This window comes from Kitasatospora sp. NPDC041988 (genome assembly GCF_055588525.1).
This window is the reverse complement of sequence record NZ_JBVJCO010000010.1, coordinates 1-17,391: the sequence shown is the minus strand read 5'-3', so window position 1 is coordinate 17,391 and position 17,391 is coordinate 1. Positions and strand designations below refer to the sequence as shown.

The 17,391-nt window shown below is 71.9% G+C and carries 16 protein-coding genes and 1 pseudogene; 2 read left to right on the top strand and 15 right to left on the bottom strand.

Annotated elements, in window-relative coordinates:
• Positions 1 to 166 precede the first annotated feature (166 nt).
• The 11 genes from fxsT to ACZ6NC_RS12505 form a co-directional block, all read right to left on the bottom strand.
• On the bottom strand, positions 167 to 2,794 hold the full coding sequence (gene fxsT / locus ACZ6NC_RS12555) for an FxSxx-COOH system tetratricopeptide repeat protein (RefSeq protein ID WP_465731796.1): 2,628 nt from the start codon (positions 2,792 to 2,794) through the stop codon (positions 167 to 169).
• Positions 2,791 to 3,207, bottom strand: a complete 417-nt coding sequence (locus ACZ6NC_RS12550; protein WP_465731794.1) for a hypothetical protein — start codon at positions 3,205 to 3,207, stop codon at positions 2,791 to 2,793. The genes fxsT and ACZ6NC_RS12550 overlap by 4 nt, the downstream gene beginning before the upstream one ends.
• A gap of 92 nt (positions 3,208 to 3,299) precedes the next feature.
• Complete coding sequence (locus ACZ6NC_RS12545; protein WP_465731792.1) at positions 3,300 to 4,205, bottom strand: GlxA family transcriptional regulator; 906 nt, start codon at positions 4,203 to 4,205, stop codon at positions 3,300 to 3,302.
• The gene (locus ACZ6NC_RS12540) at positions 4,202 to 4,786 is read right to left on the bottom strand and encodes a cysteine hydrolase family protein (RefSeq protein WP_465731790.1); all 585 of its coding nucleotides are present in this window, start codon (positions 4,784 to 4,786) and stop codon (positions 4,202 to 4,204) included. Before ACZ6NC_RS12540 ends, ACZ6NC_RS12545 begins: the two co-directional genes overlap by 4 nt.
• Before the next feature lie 99 nt (positions 4,787 to 4,885).
• A complete protein-coding gene (locus ACZ6NC_RS12535) occupies positions 4,886 to 5,359 on the bottom strand; it encodes a MarR family winged helix-turn-helix transcriptional regulator (RefSeq protein ID WP_465731788.1) in 474 nt (157 codons plus the stop codon).
• A gap of 78 nt (positions 5,360 to 5,437) precedes the next feature.
• Positions 5,438 to 5,797 (bottom strand): DUF6204 family protein, encoded by a 360-nt coding sequence (locus ACZ6NC_RS12530; RefSeq protein ID WP_465731786.1) that lies wholly within the window; start codon positions 5,795 to 5,797, stop codon positions 5,438 to 5,440.
• Positions 5,798 to 5,924: 127 nt separating this feature from the next.
• Positions 5,925 to 7,181, bottom strand: coding sequence for an MFS transporter (locus ACZ6NC_RS12525; protein WP_465731784.1), 1,257 nt, complete (start codon positions 7,179 to 7,181; stop codon positions 5,925 to 5,927).
• 5 nt (positions 7,182 to 7,186) lie between these two features.
• On the bottom strand, positions 7,187 to 7,876 hold the full coding sequence (locus ACZ6NC_RS12520; protein ID WP_465731782.1) for a GNAT family N-acetyltransferase: 690 nt from the start codon (positions 7,874 to 7,876) through the stop codon (positions 7,187 to 7,189).
• Positions 7,877 to 9,148, bottom strand: coding sequence for a type III PLP-dependent enzyme (locus ACZ6NC_RS12515; RefSeq protein ID WP_465731780.1), 1,272 nt, complete (start codon positions 9,146 to 9,148; stop codon positions 7,877 to 7,879).
• A gap of 24 nt (positions 9,149 to 9,172) precedes the next feature.
• Positions 9,173 to 10,486 (bottom strand): DUF6271 family protein, encoded by a 1,314-nt coding sequence (locus ACZ6NC_RS12510; RefSeq protein ID WP_465731778.1) that lies wholly within the window; start codon positions 10,484 to 10,486, stop codon positions 9,173 to 9,175.
• Between the two features lie 14 nt (positions 10,487 to 10,500).
• Complete coding sequence (locus tag ACZ6NC_RS12505; protein ID WP_465731776.1) at positions 10,501 to 11,580, bottom strand: phytanoyl-CoA dioxygenase family protein; 1,080 nt, start codon at positions 11,578 to 11,580, stop codon at positions 10,501 to 10,503.
• A gap of 1,017 nt (positions 11,581 to 12,597) precedes the next feature.
• On the opposite strand from ACZ6NC_RS12505, the gene ACZ6NC_RS12500 reads away from it, so the two are divergent.
• Positions 12,598 to 13,107, top strand: coding sequence for a hypothetical protein (locus ACZ6NC_RS12500; protein WP_465731774.1), 510 nt, complete (start codon positions 12,598 to 12,600; stop codon positions 13,105 to 13,107).
• 176 nt (positions 13,108 to 13,283) lie between these two features.
• Here ACZ6NC_RS12500 and ACZ6NC_RS12495 read toward each other — a convergent pair whose 3' ends face one another.
• The gene (locus tag ACZ6NC_RS12495; RefSeq protein ID WP_465731772.1) at positions 13,284 to 13,934 is read right to left on the bottom strand and encodes a response regulator; all 651 of its coding nucleotides are present in this window, start codon (positions 13,932 to 13,934) and stop codon (positions 13,284 to 13,286) included.
• Positions 13,922 to 15,169: a sensor histidine kinase gene (locus ACZ6NC_RS12490; protein ID WP_465731770.1), complete on the bottom strand. Its 1,248-nt coding sequence runs from the start codon at positions 15,167 to 15,169 to the stop codon at positions 13,922 to 13,924. Before ACZ6NC_RS12490 ends, ACZ6NC_RS12495 begins: the two co-directional genes overlap by 13 nt.
• 177 nt (positions 15,170 to 15,346) lie before the next feature.
• Here ACZ6NC_RS12490 and ACZ6NC_RS12485 point away from each other — a divergent pair, with 177 nt between their 5' ends.
• Entirely contained in the window at positions 15,347 to 15,499 is a 153-nt protein-coding gene (locus ACZ6NC_RS12485; RefSeq protein WP_465731768.1) for a hypothetical protein, read from the top strand.
• 28 nt (positions 15,500 to 15,527) lie between these two features.
• On the opposite strand, the gene ACZ6NC_RS12480 is transcribed toward ACZ6NC_RS12485, so the two are convergent.
• The gene (locus ACZ6NC_RS12480; RefSeq protein WP_465731766.1) at positions 15,528 to 16,739 is read right to left on the bottom strand and encodes an alpha/beta hydrolase family protein; all 1,212 of its coding nucleotides are present in this window, start codon (positions 16,737 to 16,739) and stop codon (positions 15,528 to 15,530) included.
• A 265-nt stretch (positions 16,740 to 17,004) separates the two neighbouring features.
• Positions 17,005 to 17,127, bottom strand: a pseudogene (locus tag ACZ6NC_RS12475) (hypothetical protein); the annotation flags it as partial.
• Positions 17,128 to 17,391 lie beyond the last annotated feature (264 nt).

The following is a 17,391-nucleotide window of genomic DNA, read 5'->3' as shown; positions in this document are numbered from 1 at the left end:
GCGGCCGCCCTCGTGGTACGACCGGTAGGCGAGGTACGGGCGGTGGCCGTCGCGCTCGTTCAGGCCGAGGGTGAGGGTGGGCGGCGGTGAGCCGGTCGCCGAGCGGGCTGCGGTGGTAGACGACGTGCCGGCGGGGGTGGTGCTGGGGTGGGACGGGGCCGGTGGGTCAGGGGCGGGTGTGACGCTCGTCGAGGTGTGCGCGGGCTCGGGCGAGGAGCTTGCGGCTGCGCAGTGTGTGGGGGTGGGCGTCGCCGAGGGTCCGTTCGCGTTGGGTGAGGGTGGTTTCGTAGAGGGGGATGGCGCGTTCGAGGTCGCCGACGAGTTCGTAGGCGTAGGCGAGGTCGCTGCGGGTGTGCAGGGTGTCGGGGTGGTTGTCTCCCAGGACGTGTTCGCATTGGGCGAGGGTGTATTCGTAGAGCGCGATGGCGCGTTCGAGGTCGCCCGCGGTTTGGTAGGCGTAGGCGAGGCTGCTGCGGGTGTGCAGGGTGTCGGGGTGGTTGTCTCCCAGGACGTGTTCGCGTTGGACGAGGGTGTTTTCGTAGAGCGCGATGGCGCGTTCGAGGTCGCCCACCGTCCGGTACGCGAAGGCGAGACTGTCGCGGCTGTTCAGCGTGTCGGGGTGGTTGTCGCCGAAGACCTGCTCGCGCTGGGCAAGGGTGACCTCGAAGAGTGCGAGGCCGCGTTCGGGGTCGCCCGCACTCTGGTAGGCGTAGGCGAGGTTGCTCCGGCTGGTCAGGGTGTGGGGGTGGGTGTTCCCGAGGGTCTGTTCGTGTTGGGTGAGGGTGTTTTCGTAGAGCGCGATCGCGCGTTCGTGATCGCCGACGCGTTCGTAGGCGTAGGCGAGGTCGCTGCGGGTCTGCAGGGTGTGGGGGTGGGTGTTCCCGAGGGTCTGTTCGCGTTGGGTGAGGGTGGTTTCGTAGAGCGCGATCGCGCGTTCGAGTTTGCCCGCGCTCCGGTAGGCGTAGGCGAGGTCGCTGCGGCTGTTCAGCGTGTCGGGGTGGGTGTCACCGAGGGCCAGCTCGCGTTGGGCGAGGATCGTCTCATGCAGCGCGATGGAGCGTTCGAGTTTGCCCGCGCTCCGGTAGGCGTAGGCGAGGTTTGTTCGGCTGTTGAGAGTTTTGGGGTGGTTGTCGCCGAAGGTCCGCTCGGCCTGGGCAAGGGTGACCTCGAAAAGTGCGATGGCGCGTTCGACGTCGCCCGCCGACCGGTAGGCGAAGGCGAGGTAGCTGCGGTTGTTCAGCGTGTCGGGGTGGGTGTCACCCAGGACCTGTCGGCTCTGGGCGAGGGTGGTTTCGTAGAGGGGGAGGGCGCGTTGGAAGTCGCCGGCGTTCTCGTAGGCGTAGGCGAGGTCACCGCGGCGGCTCAGGGTGCTGGGGTGCGCCGGCCCGAGGGTCCGCTCGCAGTGTGCGAGATGGGCCTCGCGCAGGGCGATGGTGCGGGCGTTGTGGCGGCGGAGACGGAGGTACCGCGCGGCGGTGTTGTAGTGCTCGACGGCCGGATCGTCGTGGTGGCCGGGCGGGGTGGTGGCGGCGAGGGCGATGAGGTGGGGGACGAGAGCGTCCCAGGCGGGGGCCGGGAGGTACTCGGGTGGCTCGGTGAGGGCGTTGAAGGCGGCGGTGAGGGCGTGTTCGGCGTGGGTGCGGCCGGGGTGGCCGGGGGCGGTGCGCAGGACGGTCTGGAGGAGGCGGTGGATGGAGACGGTCTCCGGGGTGAGGGTGATCATGCTGTAGCTGCCGAGGGCGCCGAGTGCCTCGGCGAGTGAGTCGTCCTCGTCGTCCAGGTGCCGGAGCAGGGTGACGGGGATGTCGTCGGGGGCCAGCCAGGCGAGTGTGTGGAGCACATTGATCGCGAGGGGGGCTCGGGTGGTGAGGGCGGAGAGGGTCTGGCTCCAGACGCGCGCGATGGTGCGTTCGGCGTCGGTGCCTTCGGCGGCTCGGTCGAGCTTGCCGGCCAGCTTGCGGCGGTACGCGTCGATGGAGACCGTGCGGTTCTGTGCCAGGTAGGCGCCGGCCTGGTCGAGGGCGAGCGGGAGGTGGCCGAGGTCGGCGGCGAGGGCGCGGGCGTCCAGGAGTTGGCGCGGGGTGGGTTCGGCGCCGTCGAAGGCGTGGTCGCAGAGGAGGGCGGCGGCTTCGCCGGGGGCGAGGGTGCCGAGCGCCCGGGTGGGGACGGCGCGTGGCCAGCCGGTGGCGCGGCGGGTGGTGATGAGGAGGTGGCCGCCGGTGAGGGAGCCCAGGTAGGGGCGAAGGTCGCGCGGGTCCTCGGCGTTGTCGAGGACGAGGAGCCACCCCGGGTGCCAGTGGAGCCAGTTGAGCGCCCAGGTGATCCGTTCCTGCTCGGCGGCCTGGGCGGCCCAGGTGGGGGCGAGCCGTGCGGTCAGCGCGGCGAGGGACTGTTCCATGCGGGCGGGGGATTCGGCGTTGATCCACCAGATGAGGGCGTAGTCGTCGCGCCGGCGGTGGGCGTAGTACAGCGCGAGGGTCGTCTTGCCGATGCCCCCGAGCCCGTGGACGGTCGGCGCCTGCGTGACGGCGGAGCTGCCGTCGGCGGCCAGCACGCGCCGCAGCCAGGCGAGTTCGTCCTCGCGGCCGACGCAGAGCGGGCGCGGGCCGAGGTTGTTGGTGCCGGGCGGGGCCGGGGTGTCGCGGGCGGAGGTGAGCGCGTCGGCGGCCAGGACGACGTTGCCGGTGATGGCGGTGCCGATCGAACCGGCGGCGATCGAGCGCAGGCCCGCGGCGGTGGCGGACGCGGCGGCGGCGGGGTCGGCGGGGTCGGACGTGGCGGCGGCGTCGGTCACGAGTCGGTGTGATGCCCGTCGCCGGTGATGGCGGTGCCGATGGTGTAGGCGGCGATGGAGCGTTCGCCGGTGGCGGTGATGGTGATCGTGGGCGCCGGCTGGGCGGCGAGGAACTCGGCGAGGTCGCGGCGGAGGTCCGGGTCCTCGCGCAGGGCGCGCCGCAGGTGCAGGCGCAGTGCCGATGCGACGGCGTCCGGGTCCTCGTCCGCGTCCACGACCACCGCCTCCAGCTCGGCGCGCCGGGTGGCGTCGCCGCGGTGCCAGACGCGCTGGAGCAGGCGGCGGCCGGCGTTGGCGGTGGCGTCGGCCGCGGCGTCCTCGGCGCGGGTGAGGACGGCGGTGCCGTAGGCGCCCAGGGCGCCCGTCAGGTAGGGGCCGGCCTGGGTCAGGAGTTCGGCGATTTCTGCGCTCAACGGATCCGCCCGGGGGAGTGGTTGACCTGATGTCAGCGCTCATTCTGGCACTGTCGGGAGGCTTCCGGCAGTGCGGTCCGGACGGCAGCGCCTCAGCCGCGGGCGCGGAGGCGGCGGAGCATGCGGGCGTCCTGGAAGCCGACGGCCCGGGCGGCGGATTCGGCGGTCTCGCCGTGGGCGATGAGGTGTTCGGCGCGTTCGACCCGGAGTTCCTGCTGGTAACGGAGCGGGGTGAGCCCGGTGGCCTCGGTGAAGTGGCGGGTCAGGGTCCGTTCGCTGACGCCGGAGGCCGCGGCGAGGCCGGCGAGGCCGAGGCGGGTGGTGAAGCGGGCGTCGATGAGGTCCTGCACGCGGTGGACGGCGTCGACGAGGTGACCGCGGTGCCGGAGCATGGCGCTGGTCTGCTGCTCGTCGCCGTTGCGCCTGGCGTAGACGACCATCTCGCGGGCGATCCGGGCGGCGGCCGCGGGCCCGTGGCGGACGGCGACGAGATGCAGGGCGAGGTCGATGCCGCTGGCGATGCCGGCGGAGGTGACCACGCGGTCGTCCACCACGTACAGCACGTCGCGGACGACCGTCGCCCGCGGGTGGCGGAGGGCGAGTTCGTCCTGCACGTCGTGGTGGGTGGTGCAGCGGCGGCCGTCCAGCAGCCCGGCGCGGCCGAGGGCGTCGGCGCCCGCGCAGACGCTCGCGACGGTGCCGCCCGCCGCGTGGTGACCGGCGAGGCGGGCCAGGGTGGCGGGCCTCAGCTCGCCGTTGGCCCGCAGCACGGGGGCGCGCCAGCCGGGGACGACGATCAGGTCGTCGGGGGTCAGCTCGGGCCACGCGGTGGCGGCCCGGAGGGTGAGGCCTTGGGCGGTCGGGACGTCCTCCTGCTCGGCCACGTAGCCGGTCTCGTACCCGAGGCCGTGATCGGCCGCGGTGGAGAGCACCTGGGCGGGCCCGGCGAGGTCGAGCAGGTGCAGCTGCGGCACGAGCAGGAAGACGACGCGCGTCACGATCCGGTCAGCTCCTCGACGGTGGCGACCCGGGCGAACCGCCCGGCCAGAGCGTACTCGGTGCGGGCGATGACCTCGTCGGTGGAGAGGGTGCGCGGGTCGGCGAGGATCTCGTCCAGGCTGCGCCCGGGCGGGGCGTCGCGGTGCTCGATGGGGTGGGTCGCGGTGGCGTCGGTGACGAAGGTGACCCGGTACCCGAGATCGGCGGCGATCCGGGTGGTGGTCTCGCAGCACTGCTCGGTGCGGATGCCGCTGACGACCAGTTCGCGGATGCCGCGCTCGGTGAGGAGCTGCTGGAGGTTGGTGGTGGTGAAAGCGTTGTGCGAGGTCTTGGTGATGACGGGCTCGCCGGCGGCGGGGGCGAGGCCATCGATCGGGCGGACGTGGCCGAGGGCGGGGTCGAAGACGTTGCCGGTGCCGGGCTCGGCGTGCAGCACCCAGACGACGAGGTCGCCGTTGGCGCGGGTGTGCTCGACGAGGCGGTTCACCTGGCCGACGATGCCGGGGTTGGAGACGGCCGCCCAGTTGGCCCGCTGCCGGAAGGACTCCTGGACGTCGATGACGACGAGTGCGCTGTTCATGTCTCGATCATGGTGGCTGCGGGCGCGTGCCTGAAGGCATCATCGGGGCCGGGTGCGGAACGATCCGGTCAGTGCGGGTTGCGGGCTACGGGCTACGGGCTACGTCTGCGGGCGGCGGGTGCCGGCCGATGGGGTGGTGTCCAGGCCGGTGCCGCCGAGGCGGGTGGTCAGCTCGGAGAGCAGGCCGACGTCCTGGGGGCTCCACTGCGGCGCGGCGAACACCTCGTCGGCCACGTGCCGGGCGGTGGCCAGCATGTCGGTGAGCCGTTCACGGCCGGTGTCGGTGAGCGAGGCGTAGGCGACCCGGGCGTCACGGGCGTCCGACTCGCGGGTCACCAGGCCGATGCGCTCCAGCGGGGCCAGCCCGCGCGTGACGCCGGAGGCGGTGAGGCCGAGTGCCTCCGCGAGGTCCACCCGGCGCAGGCGGCCGCCGGGCGCCTGCCCGAGGCGGAGCAGCAGGGTGAAGTCGGCCAGGCTCACGCCGTGCAGACCGCTCAGGCTCGCGTCGAACCGTTTCACCAGTGCCGCCTGTGCGCGCAGCAGGCGCAGGGATGCGTCCAGGGTCTCACTCATTGCTGCCTCCTTGACTGCTCAAGTATATCAGCGGACTGAGCAGTCAAGGACGGGCAGAAGGGGGGGAGGGGGTCGGCGTCAGTCGGTGCGGCCGGCGGCGGCGCGGCGCTGCCGCTTGCCGAGGGCCGCCTGGGAGAGGTCCTCGGCCTGGGAACGCAGGTTCTTGTAGCCGAAGCCGCGTTCGGCCAGCCAGGCCTTCGCCGCCTCCTCGGCGCGATCGGTCGCGTCCAGGATGTCCTCCTCCGCCTCGCCGGAGTCGAGGAAGCGGAAGGTGAAGGCGGTACGGGCGGTGAGGTCGTAGCTGAGGTGGCCCTCGGGGGTGAAGGCCGCACGCAGGATGCTGTGCTCGTCGGCCTGGGCGAGGAGTCGGGCGCGCTGGTCGGCGGTGAGTTCGTCGAAGACGCCGCGGACCATGATGCGGAAGGTGCGAGTGGTCATCCCTCGACCCTAGCCAGCGGGGCGGCGCCGGTTCCACCGCGTTTCCGCCGGGGTGCCAGGATGTCAGGACGCCAAGGGGCCCCGCCCGGTGAGGGCGGGGGCCGGGGCGTACGGACCTTGGGGTGGCTCAGGCCTCCGTGAGGGCTGCTGCCGTGCCCGGGGCGGTGTCGCCGGCGGGCTCAACCTGTACGGCGGGCTTCTCCTGTACGGCGGGCTCCTTGAGCGCGGGCCAGCGGATCCGGGTGGCGCAGAGCGAGACGATCACCGCCGACGCGGCGACCGCTCCCATGCCCCAGGTCAGGCTGGTGGCGCTGGCGATGAAGCCGATCACGGCCGGGCCGGCCAGCAGGCCGGTGGTGCCCATGGCGGCGACCAGCGAGAGCGCGTCGGAGCCCTGCCGGGCCGCGGCCACGTACACGCAGGGGGTCACGGCGGCGACGCCCACGCCGACGAAGGCGAAGCCGATGAGCGTCGGCACCAGGCCGCCGACCAGCAGGGCGAGCGCCAGGCCGGCCCCGGCCAGCACGCTGCCCACCCGGACGATCAGGCCGTCGCCGATGCGGCTGCGCCAGCCGTCGGCGAAGATCCGGGCCAGCACCATCATCACCGAGACGACCGCGATGCCCATCGGCGCCAGCGACGGCGCGGCGTGCACGACGTCCTTGATGTAGAGCGCCGACCAGTCGTTCATCGCACCCTCGGTGACGGTGCCGAACACCATGGCGAGGCCCATCCAGATCGTCACCCGGGAGGGGAGGGAGAGCTTGCGGCGCTTCTCCGTCGCGGGCTCGTCCGGGGCGGTCTCCTCGGCGGGTCGGTCCTCCCGGAGCAGCCCCGGCTGGGCGAGGCCGAGCACCAGGACGAGCAGCGCGGTCGCCACGCCGAAGTGGACGGCGAGGGTGGTGGTGAAGGCGTTGATGCCGGAGGCGAGCAGTGCGGCCAGCAGCGAGCCGCCGCTGAACGTCGCGTGCAGCCGGGACATCGCGGTCCGCTCGTACCTGACCTCCAGCGCCGCGCCCTGCGCGTTCATCGCGACGTTCAGGCAGCCGACGGCGACGCCGTCACAGAACACGACCAGCAGCGTGACCGGGTAGTTCGGCACCACGGAGAGGGCGAGCAGGACGGCGCCCAGCGCGAGCGCCGAGACGGACGCCAGCACGCGCGAGCCCAGCCGCTTCATCAGGACGGCGACGAGCGGGAAGGAGGCGGCGGCGCCGATGCCGCAGACCATCAGCAGCAGGCCGATCTCGGCTTCGCTCAGGTCGAGCCGGGTGCGGAGCGCGGGGAGGCGCGAGACCCAGGTCGCGTACTGGAAGCCGAGGAAGAGGAACAGTGCCGCGATGGCCAGTTGTGCCCGGCGGTAGTCATCGCGAACGCGGAACATGTGCATCAGCCCACTTCGACTCTCGATGGTGACCCGGCCAGCGGGTCGGTGGTGTGCGGGGTGGCTCCGGCGCCTGCCCCGGTCCCGGCCCCTGCCGCGACGGTGATGGTGGTGGCGGCCGGGACGGGCTGCAGGGGTGACAGGGCCATCGACATGTAGAGCGCGCGGTCGCCGTAGCTCGCCGGGAGCGCGACCTCGGGACTGGCCCGGTAGCCGAGCGGGGCCCAGAGGACCTCGCTGCCGCGGACGGCCACCAGCGAGATGGTGGCGTACCCCCGGGCCCGTGCGGTCTCGGCGAGGTGGTTGAGCATCAGCGGCGCCAGCCCGCGGCCGCGCAGCTCCTCGGAGATGACGAGGTCGTGCGCGTGCATGTTCGCCTGGCTGCCGACCGGCCCGGTGGGCAGGCCGCCGGATGCCTCTGCCGGGCCGCCGGATGCCTCCGCCAGGTCGCCGGACGCCTCCGCCAGGCTCAGGTCCGGGCACCGGAACAGCGGGTACGGCAGGGCGAGCAGGTAGCCGCCGAACCGGCCCCGGTACTCCAGGGCGAAGCAGGAGCCGGGCGAGGCGCGGCCCCGGGACTCCAGGGCGGCCCGGCCCTCGGACAGGCCGCTCGCGGCGTAGGCGCGCTCCTCCAGCGCGACCACGCCGTCCCAGTCGCCGGCGGCCAGCCGGCGGATGCGGATGTCGTCGGACATCTACTCGGAACCTCCCGTTGAGACGTCGCCACCGCGGATGCAGGTGTACGGAAGCGGCTGGAAGCCGTTGAAGCCCTGGGTCATGTAGGCGGTGGCGTACGCACCGCAGGAGAAGATCCAGACCGGGTCCCCCGAGGCGGCGGCGAGCGGCACCCGGACCAGGCCGTCCTCGTGGGCGTACGCGTCGTCGCTGTCGCAGGTCGGGCCCGCGACGACGGCGGGCACGTCCTGGCCGGCCTGGCTGTCCTGGCCGGCCCCGCCGAGATCGCCGGGCTCGCCGGCCCAGCCGTTCGCTCCGGAGGCGTGGGTGGGGAACTCCAGCCGGTACTGCAACTCGTCCATCTCGTACAGGCCGTTGAACTTGCCGCAGCTCAGGTAGAGCCAGTGCTGCCGCTCGCCGGAGAGCTGCTGCCGCGCCGACAGGCGGGAGACGTGGGCCCGGATGGCACCGTGGTCGGCGACCAGGTGGCGGCCGGGTTCCATCAGGAACTCCAGTGGCGAGGCCGACACCTCCCGGAGGCGCTGCATGCCCTCCCGGATCACGGCGAACATCTTGTCCACCGGCGGGTCGAGTACCCGCCCCCGCTTGTCGAGGACGCCGAGGGCGGGCAGGCCGCCGCCGAGGTTGACGTGGTCCAGCAGGATGCCCCGGCCGTTCAACATCTCGACCAGGGCGATTAGTTCGTCCAGCGCACTCTGCCAGGCCCCGGAGGTCATCTGCTGCGAACCGACGTGGACGGAGAGGCCGGACGGCGTCAGCCCCGCCGCCCGCGCCGCCTCCAGGACCAGGACGGCGTCCTCGGGCGAGCAGCCGAACTTCCGGCTGAGGCCCCAGAGTGCCCCCTCCCCGGTGGTAGCGAGCCGGCAGAACACCCGGGCGCCCGGGGCGTGGACGGCCAGCGCCGCGACGTCCGCCAGGCTGTCCGTCGCGAAGTCGCGGACGCCGAGCCGGTACGCCTCGGCGATGTTCCGGTCGGACTTGATGGTGTTGCCATAGTGGATCCGCCCGACCGGGACGCCGGCCCGCAGCGCCTGCCCGATCTCGTACGGGCTGGCGGCGTCGCAGCCGGCGCCCGACCGGGCCAGGGTGGCGAGCACCTCGTCGACCGGGCACGCCTTCATGGCGAACCGGACGGTGATGCCGGGCAGTTCGCGCAGCAGCGCCGCGTACTGGCCCGCGATGCCGTCGAGGTCGTAGACGATCCGGTCGTCGGTGGCCGCGGCCAGGGCGGCGCGCAGGGTGGCACTGCCGAGGGGTCTCTTCTGATGCATCGTCAACAACTCCAGCACCCCCGGCTACCGGGCCGGCCGGTCGAGGCCGATGGCCCGGCTCGCCCGCACCAGCGGGCCCCAGGCCTCGATCAGCCGGGCGAAGGACTCGGCGTCGGCCTGCGCCTCGTCCAGCAGCTGCTCGCGCCTGGGGGCCAGATGGTCGGCGAACTCGGCATACTTGCCGCCCAGTTGCCGGTAGCAGCAGTCGAGCACGGCGAGCCGGCGGTGGTTCTCGGCGCGGTCGGTGCCGATGCTGCGGCGGACCGAGTCGAGGATCGCGTCGACGCGGATGTGGTGCTCCTCGTCGAGCAGGGCGTCGAGCGCCTCCTCCATGTCGACGTAGACCGGGTAGAGGTAGAGCATGGACAGCAGGAACTTGGTGAACCGCACCTGGTAGGCGGTGAATCCGAAGCCGGTCCGCCGTTCCGGGGTGTAGTGGTTCACGATGTTGCGGTTGTGGACGACGCCGGGGAGTGTCGCGTCGCGGACCACGTGGAGGAGGAAGTAGTCGCTGCCGATGGTGTCGGTCGCGGGCGGCAGCGGGACGCGCTCGTACACCTCGTGGTCGAGGCCGAGGTTGCACATGTCCACCCGCCAGATGTCGGGGAGGTCCAGCACCGACCGGTCGGCGGTGAACGGCTCGGTGCCGGCGCCGACGAACGAGTCGTCCACCAGCTCCCGCTTCTCCTCCTCCGACGCCCCGGCCGGGGCCCAGAGGCCCACCACCTCGTAGTAGAGGGCCGGATCCAGCTCCCTGATCTCGCCGATGTCGACGGAGAGTTCACCGATGAAGGAGCTGCCCACCATGGCCACCGGCTTTTCGGCGTGCGCCGGGTCGAGCGCGTTGTGGGTGACGCCGGATATCGCGTCGGCGGCCCGCTTGCCGAGCGAGAGCAGCTCGTGGTGGATCGGGAACACCGGCTTGCCGTCGCGGAGTTGGTAGGTGCTGTCAGAGTCCCGGCGGTGGACGGAGGTGCAGCCGAGGGCGGCGGCGAGCAGGAACGCCCGGTTGGTGCAGGCGCCGTAGGAGACGGCGTCGGGGAGCATCAGGCCGAGGACGGTGTCCGGTTCGGTGACGCCGGAGCGGTGGATCACCGCCCGCAGGAACGCGCGCTGGCGGGCTTCGTCGAGGTGGTGCACGATCACGTTCGGCGCCGCGGGCAGCGCGGCGGCCGCCTTGGCGTGCACGGCGAACGTCGGCTCGTCCGAGGAGTCCAGGACCAGCAGGTGGACCTCGACGCCGAACTGCTCGGCCGCGTACGCCGCCTCCTCGCCGATCGCCGAAATGGTGTCGGCACAGGGCCGGTTGGTGGGAAGGGTCAGGCAGATCCTGTGCATGCCGGTTCTCCGGTTCACCCTTCGGCGTCCTGCGTCTCGGTCTGCTGGGGGACCTGGTCGGTGGCGGGCTTCTGGTCCTGCTCGTGCCAGGGGTCGAGGCCGAGCAGCTTGGCGCCGAGGCCGTTCAGCTCCGCGCGGCCGTATCGCAGCGACTCGTGCCGGCGCGCGTCCCCGACGAGCGTCTTGTTCCAGGTCGGCGTGGAGAGGTCGCGCCAGGACTCGATCCGCGAGCGCTTCAGCTCCTCGTGCTCCTCCAGCGCCGGCATCATCGACAGGTACTGGACCGCGCGGACGCCGCTCGCCGAGGTGTTCCGGGCCACGCCGTGGGCCAGCATGCCGTTCCAGATCAGCAGGTCGCCGGCGCTCAGCTCGGGCCGGACCACCGGGAACTCGGCACGGTCGACGGCGGGCCGGATCGGGTCCCGGCCGGCCGGCTGGGCGGCCTGCCACTGGTTGAACTGCCGGAACAGCTCCGGGTTGCACTGGAAGCCGCCGTGGTCGGGCCGGGTGTCGTTGAGCGCGATGATGCCCTGGACGCGCTGCGGCAGCATGCCCTGGGTGGTGTCGACGTCCCAGTGCAGCTCGATGTCGAAGCCCTCGTCGGTCGGCTCGATCAGCGCGCGGTCACGGTTCTTCACGTTCGGCGGGTTGAGGTTGAGCCGGTCCAGCGTGACCCACAGCTCCTCGCAGTCCCAGACGTCGACGAACGCGTCGTAGACCCGCTGCGCCTGGCGGCTGTCCCAGAGCAACTGGTGCTGGTACGCCTCCACGAAGCCGTAGACGTGCAGGTGCTGGTCCAGCTCGTCACGGAACTCCCGCTCCTCGTACCAGGTTTCCGGCCGCTCCGGGTCGAGCCCCTGGAAGTCCCAGGCGAAGTCCAGCAGGCGCTCGGCGGCCTCGGCGGGGATCGCCTCCTTCACGACCACGTAGCCGTAGGTCTGCCAGAAGTCGAAGTCCGCCTCGGACAGCACGCGCAGTGGCCGGGACTTCTCGATGTCCTTCAGCGGCGTCCGGGCGAGGTAGGCCTCGCCGTCGTTGCTGAAGTACGGACGGTCCGACGCGGCCCGGTAGAGATATCCGTCAGGGGTCGGCATGCAATCACTCCAAGGATCGGAATACTTCGTGCGGCCAGGCGTGAACTGCGGCCTGGCGGTGGGTTCGTGGCGGTCGCGTCCGGCCGGGCGCGCGCGGGAGTGTGGGCGTGTGGCCGCATGGGCGTGCGGGAATGTGGGCGTGTGGGCGTGTGGTGGTGTCGAGGGGCGCCATGGACCGGCGTGTGTGCGGACGGGGGCCGGCGCTTGCGGATCCGATGTGGCGTTCGAAGGAGGAGCGGCGGTACCGGCCGGTGGGCGCGAACGGACCGGCGTGAAGGGGTACTGGGGGAGGTCGGGTCGAGGCCGGGCTGAGGCCGGGCGGCCGGGCCCGCCGTCCGTGGGTCGGGGCGTGACGGCCCGGGCAGGGCTGCCGGGCCGTCAGGGAGGGTTGCGGTGCGCGCGGTTCCCGGGCGGGTTCTCACGGTCACGCCGTGGCTGGGGGCGCTGTTGCTGTTGCAGGTGCCGTTGCAGGTGCTGCTGCGTCGCTGCGCGTGCTGCGGTCGCCCGCGGAGACAGGGTCGGGGTTCCTTCCTCCTTCTGGTGCTGGGCGCCCCTCGCGGGTCGTTGACACCGCCTGCGGACATGCGGAGTCGTGGGCCAACTCGCCTGTCCGGCAGGGCGTCTCGCCAGGACTTTCCGCCTCGTCGAACGTGCTTTCCCCTACGGTGGACTAGACCAACTTGCGGTGTCAACCCTTGTTCCGGGGGAGCCGGATGGTGCTGCTGTGACCACCCGGACCGGCAGTGACCTGTGCCGGAGCCGCGGCGATGGAGAAGGCCCGGGCGGCGGATGGCGACGCCTGCCCGAAAGGGCGATGCGAGTTGCCCTTTCGGGCAACACGGCCACTCCGGGGCGTGGCGGACCGGCGGGCGGCCTGCGGCTGAGCCGCGAACTCCGCGTCCCCGGGCCGGTCCGGGCACGCGAGGCGTCCTCCAACGGGTACTCGGGCGCGAGTTCGGGTGATCCTATGATCCTGTTGTGCGGCGCCGGACGGCGGCGCCCGAGGGGGTGGGGGTCGTGGTCCTTCTGTTGATCATCCTGGCCGGGCCGGTCGTCGCCTTCGGACTCGGCGGATACGGCTGCGCCACCCTGGCCCGCCGCCGCGACGGCCGACCTCGGACCGTTCGCGGCCTCGCCGCCCTCGCGGGCGCCGGCGCCGTCGCCATGTATGTCTGGGGTGCGCTGCACGTCGGCCTCGCCGTCCTGGAGGGCGAGGACGGCGGAACGGACTCCTCCCCGATCCGGCCCTGCCGGGCGGCCGGGATGGAGAAGGCCGTCGAGGTCGACGGCTACGAAGTCGACTACCTGCCGATCGACTTCGTCTGCCACGTCCCCGGGGGTCGCAGCTACGCCGTCGACACCGTCCCCGGCTACGTCACCCCGGTCGTGCTCGCACTGGGGCTTACCTCCGCCGCCCTGCCCCTGGCCGCTGCCTACGAGGCGGAGTACCGTGCCAGGCGGGCGCGCAACGGCGCCGTGCCCGACCCCGTCGGCACGGCGTCCGACGGGGAGTCGCGCAGCGTGTAGTGGGGTGAACCGGTGGCTACCGTCCTGATGCCTCGGGGCTGGAGATGGGCCACACCCGTGTGAAGGCCGGCGCCCTCGTCCACTGCATGTACGGGCGCCCGGAGCCCCATGGCTCGGGGGCGGGAGCCCGGGCTGCCGCTTACTCCAGCCGTAGATCGTGATCACGGATGGGAAGGTCAGGCCCGGGACGTTCCGAGGAACCGCAGCACGGCCAGGACGCGGCGGTGGTCCGCGTCGACCACGGGCAGGTCAAGCTTGGCGAAGATGTTGTTGATGTGCTTCGCCACGGCGCTCTCGCTGACCACCAGCGCCTGCGCGATGCCGGCATTGGAGCGCCCCTCGGCCATCAGGCCGAGCACCTCCCGTTCGCGGGGGGTCAGCCGCGCGAGCGGGTCGCTGTCGCGCCGCAGCAGCAACTGGGCGACGACCTGCGGGTCCAGGGCCGTGCCCCCGTCCGCCACTCGCCGGACCGCCGCCACGAAGTCGGCGACATCGGCAACCCGCTGCTTGAGCAGGTAGCCCACACCGCTGGTGTTCGCAGACAGCAGGTCAGCCGCGTACCGCTCCTCCACGTACTGCGAAAGCAGCACCACCGGCGTCCCCGGCCAGCGCCGACGGATCTCCATCGCCGCCCGCACCCCCTCGTCGGTGAAGCCGGGCGGCATCCGGACGTCGATCAAGGCGAGTTCGGGCCGGTGCTCCGCCACTGCCGCCAACAGCCCCTCCGCGTCGCCGGCTTCCGCGGCGACCTGGAACCCGGCCATCTCCAGCACCTTGATCAGGCCAACCCGCAACAACACCGAATCCTCGGCGATCACCGCGCGCATGGCAGCTCCGCGGTGATGGTGGTGGGCCCGCCAACGGGGCTGCTGACGTGGAAGGCCCCGTCGAGGGAGCCGACCCGCTTGGCCAGCCCGGTCAGCCCCGTGCCGGCGGCGGCGTCGGCACCGCCCAGCCCGTCGTCGGTAACGCGCACTCGCAGCACCTCGCCGACCTGACGGACTATCACCTCTGCACGCATCGCGTTGGCGTGCTTCGTCGCATTGGTCAGCGCCTCAGAGATCACGAAGTACGCGACCGACTCCACGCTGGGCGCCACCCGCTCCTCCAGATTGACCCGCAGCCGCACCGGCAGGGGCGTGCGGGCAGCCAGCCCGGACAACGCCGCGTCCAGACCTCGGTCTTCGAGCACGGCCGGGTGCAGCCCCCGCACCAGGTCATTGAGTTCGGCGATCGCCTCCTTCGCCTCCAGGTGCGCTCTCGCGATCACCTCGCGGGCATCACTCGGCAGGTCCGGGCGGGTGGCAATGGCCAGACCCAGGTTGACCGCGAGAGACACCAACCGCTGCTGGGTGCCGTCGTGCAGGTCGCGCTCGATCCGGCGGCGCTCCGCGTCGACGGCCTCGATCAAGTCGGTCCGGCTCACGGCCAGCTGATCGACCCGCTCCTGGAGCCGCTGCGTCTGGCTGGGCCCGAGCAGGCCCAACGCCAGCCGCGCCTCGGCCCGGGCTACTGCCCGCGCGGTCCAGGGCAGGGCGCACAGGAGGAGGAGTCCAGCCCCTGTGTACGCCGGCAGCTGGGTCAGGTAGCCGAACCAGTCCTGGCGGATTCCGGTTGGCAGCGCCCATGACCAGGTGTAGGCGATGACGCCCGCCAGGCACGCCGCTGCCACCGCGAGCACCAGCAGCTCCAGCAGCGCGAGCAGCGGGCCCAGCAGGAGGTGGTAGCCGATCTTGCGCCAAGGCCGCGCCGCCGCGAGCCGCCGGGCGGTCGAGGCCCACGTCCATTGTTCCGGCGCGGTGGGGGTGAGCCGGGGGACGTCCACACCGATGAGCACCCGGTAGCGAGCCCGCTGAACGGCCGTCAGCACCGGGGTGCCGAGCAGGACCAGGGCGGCCGACACGGAAACCGTAAGGAGCCAGTTCCCCGTCTTGGCGGTAGTCGCCGCCGCCCAGGCCCACACGGGCACCAGCGCCAGGTGCGGCAGCACACCAGCGACAAGAAAGCCGGTGTCCCGCCGCGCCCGGAGGACCGTGCGTCTCAGTCCAGCTGGAATCGTCATGGCACGACGCTAGGGCACCGCAGGAGGACGGTGCCATGAAACCTGTACCCGATCTCATGGTGAACCTAGTACCAGCTGTAGATCTTGATCTCGGCCTGTGGGCGGACAGCATCTCGGGTCGGTAGGTCGACTTCTGCTGGCCGCTGGCAGGTAACCGGGCCCGGTGGAACAGGCACTATGCCCCGGTGCGAACGCGGCGGTGATCAGCGCCAGTTCGCCTCCCGCAACGAACTGGCCGCGGCCATCGACACCTTCGTCTTGGCCTACGACGAACACGACGCCAAGCCCTACCGCCGGACCTACGACGGCAGCCCACTCAAAGCCGCATGAACCCCCGAAGGATCAACGCGGCGCTGCACTAGGACTGGAAGGCTACTTCCGGATTGTTCGGCGAGGGGCCGTCCAGCAGCGGACTGTGGATCCCCTTCAGCGTCTGGTCGAAGAACGCCGTCACGTACTCGCGGGTGATCACCACCCCGCGTTCCGGGGAGAGGGGCCCCGTCGGGAACCCGGCCTGCTCCTGAAGCACGTCCAGGTCGGAGAAGCTGAAGTGGTCGGCGCCGGCGACCGTCAGCCACTTCTTGTAGCCGCCGAGGGCGGCCCAGGCCCGCCCCACGATGCTGTCGCCGCTGCCGGGCGTGTGGCCGTCGCTACCCAGCATGAGGAAGGGCCGGTTGATCTGGCCGGGCATCGGGACCGGGTGGAAGGTGCCGTCCATGTCCACTCCGGCCCGTACTCGCGGGTCGGCGATCATCGTGGCGGCCGCCGCCGCTCCGCCGAGGGAGTGTCCGGCCATGCCGATCTCGTGCTTGTCGATGAGGTGTGCCAGGCGCCACGCGGTGTTGCCGTGCGTCAACTGGTCGATCACGAAGGACACGTCCCGCCCGCGGCTGACAGCTTCGGCGTCGAAGTCGATCGTTTCCGGGTGGTCGCAGATCGCGCACGGCGGCGTCTGGCCGTTCGCCAGCGTCTCGCCGCTGTCCTCGTAGGTGTGGCCGACGAGCGCGACGACGTAGCCGTGACTGGCCAGGTCGGTCGCGAGCGAGGTGAGCATCATGCGCGGGTTCTCGGACGCGGCTGAGAGGACCACCAGCGGATGCTTGCCGCGTTGCGGCCGCGCGCCGTCGAAGGCGTGAGTGGTGACGCTGGAAAGGGTCTGCGGGGTGACGCCGTAGCTCGCCGGCATCTTCCGGCGCTCGGTGATTCCGGCTGCCTCGGCGACGGTCATGTAAGGGGCCGGAGTCCCGGTCCCGGGGACGGCGGGGTAGACCATCGTGACGGTCAGTTGGCGGGGGCCGGACGACGGCACCCACGGGTCGAGGCGGCTCGTGTCGGTGAGGTGGATGATGTCCTCGCCGGCGGCGTAGGGGCCGGTCGGCGCGGGGAGCGTGCCGTGGAAGGACGGCGTGGGCGCGGTGGCCGTGGCCGTGGCCGGTGCGGTGTCGAACGCGTGCGTGGCCACCGGTGTGGCCGACGGTGTGGTCGTGGCGGCGAACCCGGCGCCGGTTCCGGTGATGAGGGCGGCGAGCGTCAGCACCGCGACAGCGCTGATACGGCGATTGCGTTTCATGGGATCGACGCTAGGACACCTCGACGGGGGTCTGCCATGAGCCTGGCATCCGAATCCATGGTGGCACCAGTGCCACCGTTGCTGATTCTGTAGTCGGACAAGAGAGGCGCGTCGACGATGCCGTTCTCCTGGGTGAAGGCGGCGATGAGGGACTCAGGCGATGTTGTTGACCGCTGCCCACCCAGCCCCTGCCCAGCCCTCATGTCCACCCCCGGTGACGCCGACCCCGCCTACGTGCTCACGCAGAGATTCGCCCAACAGTGCGTCAGTTCGGGGCTGGGAAGAGGGATTCCTGGGTGGCCTGGTAGCGGTAGGACTCGGTGCCGGTCTGGATCAGGGTGCAGCGGAAGGTGATCCGGTCGGCGATGGCCGCGCAGAGGCGGGCGTCGCCGAAGGTCTTGCGACGCCGCCCTCAGGGGAGACGGTCTGCACAGGGACAGCTAGTACTCCAGCAGGACTTCGACGTTTTGCCTGATCAGAAGGCTGCGCGGTGAGTGTAGTGGGCTGATGCCCGTCAGGGGCGGTCTTCCTGGGACCGCCCCTCGATCGTGTGCAGCGAGCAATGCTCAAGACCTGTGGATCGACGACGGGAGGAGCGCGGCAGGCGTACCTTCCCGGTTGATCCTGTGATGGTCACCGAGTAGGCCCGCGT